4 protein-coding genes are annotated in these 3,082 nt (G+C 55.0%); 2 read left to right on the top strand and 2 right to left on the bottom strand.

Annotated elements, in window-relative coordinates; genetic code table 11:
* A partial coding sequence (locus AC1XOS_RS21730) for a type II secretion system protein (RefSeq protein ID WP_481964303.1) occupies positions 1–194 on the bottom strand: 194 nt, incomplete at its 3' end.
* 245 nt (positions 195–439) lie between these two features.
* Between AC1XOS_RS21730 and AC1XOS_RS21725 the strand changes: the two genes are divergently transcribed.
* Positions 440–1,027, top strand: coding sequence for a fibronectin type III domain-containing protein (locus AC1XOS_RS21725; RefSeq protein ID WP_481964302.1), 588 nt, complete (start codon positions 440–442; stop codon positions 1,025–1,027).
* A gap of 56 nt (positions 1,028–1,083) precedes the next feature.
* Here AC1XOS_RS21725 and AC1XOS_RS21720 read toward each other — a convergent pair whose 3' ends face one another.
* Complete coding sequence (locus AC1XOS_RS21720) at positions 1,084–2,055, bottom strand: DUF1559 family PulG-like putative transporter (protein ID WP_481964301.1); 972 nt, start codon at positions 2,053–2,055, stop codon at positions 1,084–1,086.
* Positions 2,056–2,314: 259 nt separating this feature from the next.
* Here AC1XOS_RS21720 and panB point away from each other — a divergent pair.
* Positions 2,315–3,082 (top strand): 3-methyl-2-oxobutanoate hydroxymethyltransferase (panB, locus tag AC1XOS_RS21715; protein ID WP_481964304.1); only part of this gene is annotated, 768 nt, incomplete at its 3' end.

Genomic DNA, 3,082 nt, shown 5'->3' with positions numbered 1-3,082 from the left:
ACGATGGACTCGTCATAGTCTTGGGCGTACATCAGAACCGATGTGCCGATCTGCTTCATGTTCGAGAGGCAGGCCGCCTGGCGCGCTTTCTCGCGGGCTTGGGCAAAGACAGGAAAGAGAATGGCAGCGAGAATCGCGATGATGGCGATAACAACCAAAAGTTCAATAAGCGTAAAAACGCGACGGTTAGACATAGCAACGCTTATTCTACAAGGGCGCACCATTCGGATTGTTAACCAGACAATAAAAATGACTGTTTGCTGGCGAGGCGGGAACGTTTTTTTTAATCCAGGCCGTATTAGTGCTAACGGTAGAGCTTAGAATCACTCCGATTGAGGCTATCGGAGAGACCTTAGAGGTTATCGGAGGGACGATAGAGGCTACCGTTAGAAAGACTATCACGATGGCTCAAATTAAACTCGATCTCGAAAATATGCCTTTGCCTACCAAGATACAGTTTGCACGGCAAGTGATCACGGCACTGACAAACAACCCTGACTTTCCCTCACCCGAACCGACGATTGCGGAGCTTTCCACCCAGACAGGGGCCACCGAGGGAGCGTATAACACCGCGCAAGCCTCTCGGCAGAAAGCCATCTCCGACACAGCCACCCAGAACGACGAAGAAAAACAGCTCGATACGCTCCTGACCCGGCTGGGCAGCTACGTGCAGCTCAAGTCCGCAGGCCAGGAGGTCAAGATTCGCAGTGCCGGGATGCAGGTCAAGGCTCCTATCGCTCCGGTTGGCCCTCTGGGTGCCCCCGAGAACCTTCTCCTAACCGACGGCGGCAGCGAGGGCTCTCTGGTTGCTTCCTGGGGGAAGATACGCGGTGCCGTCAGCTACATCGTGGAGACGACCACTGCGCCCGATGCCAAGAGCGGGTGGAGCTATGCCAGCGCCACCACCAAGACCCGCCTCTCCCTCACGGGCCTCAGCAGTGGTACACGCTACTGGTGCCGCGTCGCCGCACTGGGAGCCGCCGGACAGGGGCCGTTCTCTGATCCTGCGGCAAAAGTCGCGCCGTAGACAAAAAAATGCCCCGCTCGGCAGTGCAGAGTGGGGCATTTTTCTAAAAGAGATTCTTAGCGAACCTGCACACCAGCCTGATCCAGAATTGGCTGGCCAGAGGGGAAGTAGGTACGGCCCCAGAGGAAGCGGTTCGGGTTGATCGTGTCATTGAAGCGGTGCCACTTAGCATGACCGTCGGCAAACATGTAGCTTGAGCCGCCGCTGTGACGACCAGGGGACATGAAGCGAATGTGAAGACCCACATCGGCGGCGGTTCCACGACAACCTGCAGTGTTGGTGATCGCACGAGTATCCGCGGGGCCGCCCCAGCCTTCGACTCCTTGGGCAGCCGCAAGGGTTATGGCAAAGATCGAGCCCGTCACGTCAGCAGCACTCTGGCCTGCCCACTGTCCACCACCCGCAGCTCGCATGATGGCATTAACCGGGCGGTGGCTCTTGTTGCGAAGGTTATTGTTGGCTTGTCCTGTCGACCCGAGGAAGATACAGTTGGTGAAGTCGGTCATCTCTCCGATGGAGATCACATCAGCAGGAGCATCAAGCGCCGCCATCGAGACAACATTAGGTGCATCCTGTGGCCCACGCTTGCGAGGCATAATCGCAGAGTTCGGGATGTAAGAAAGACGCGGCACTTGTGCCTCACAACCAAGCGTCGTTGTGTCTGTGAAGTTTGCACAGGGCGCATTGTCAGGCACATTTCCCTTGGTAGCATCTGAAGGACAAACAAAAACCTGTGCACTCTTGATATAAGGATACATAAGAACAGTCCAAGTGACGTATCCACCCGCGGAACCACCATTAGTAGTGGCAGTATTATTCTTGTAGTAGTACGCCATCGGGTAGGTCTCATCGTAGTCTTGTGTATACTGCATCTGAGCCATACCAATCTGCTTCAGGTTAGAGAGACAAGAGGTCTGCCGGGCCTTCTCACGGGCTTGTGCAAAGACGGGGAAGAGGATTGCGGCCAAGATAGCAATGATCGCAATAACAACGAGCAGCTCAATAAGCGTAAATGCGCGCTTCTGCATAATTTTTAAACTCCTAAATTCTTTTATCACAGGAAGTCTCACGACCCGTGAAGTAGACCGAAAGATGTTATCAGGAAAGCTCTAAAGCTCCTATTAAGCAAAGATAAAAATTAAGTTAAATAAGCTTAACAAAAAACATATTTTTTCATAGTTTCACATTAAGAAATAAAAGAGCTCCCTTATCTCGCTTCAGTGGCATAGATCATAGTGCATTCTTATATTAAGGTTCTTAAGCCTCCAGGCGATCACGAGCGGTACAATAAGCGCTGTGACCCTACCCGACTTTCGCCGCCGCAAGGCAACTAAGACAGCTCAAGTGCGCATCAGCTTCGTGACCTGCTACGACTGTGCCTTTGCCCGCCTCATCGCCCAGACCGAGCTAGACGGCATTTTGGTGGGTGACTCCGTGGCGATGGTGGTGCATGGGCATTCCAGCACGCTCGCCGCGGATTTAGCGATGATGGTCTTCCATACCGAGTCCGTGGCGCGGGGCGCAGGTGGAAAGTTTATCGTCGCCGACATGCCGTTTCTGGAGCACCGCAAGGGCCAGAGTGAGGCCGTGAGTGCGGCACAAGACTTACTGCGAGCCGGAGCGCAGGCCGTTAAGATCGAAGGCGCGGCGGGTAATTTAGAGATCATCCAAAACTTAGTCGAGGGTGGCGTTCCCGTCATGGGCCATATCGGGCTAACGCCACAGTTTATCCATGCGTTTGGCGGCTTTAAGATCCAGGGCCGCGAAGATGCCGCCGCAGATAAAATCCTCGCCGACGCAAAAGCGCTTGAAGCCGTCGGCGTTTTCAGTCTCGTGATCGAAGGCGTCCCCGCAAGTCTTGGCAAGCGCATCACCGACGCACTGAGCATCCCCACGATTGGTATCGGCGCGGGGCCTGACTGCGACGGACAGGTGCTCGTCCTCCACGACCTACTTGGCTTCACCGAGAAGCCTCCTAAGTTCGCCCGTGCCTTCGGCGAAGTCGCCCACGCCTCCGTTGCTGCGCTCCGTGCCTCCGACGAAGCCGTCAAAGCC

This window comes from Armatimonas sp., from assembly GCF_964826245.1.
This window is presented reverse-complemented; position numbering and strand designations above follow the sequence as displayed.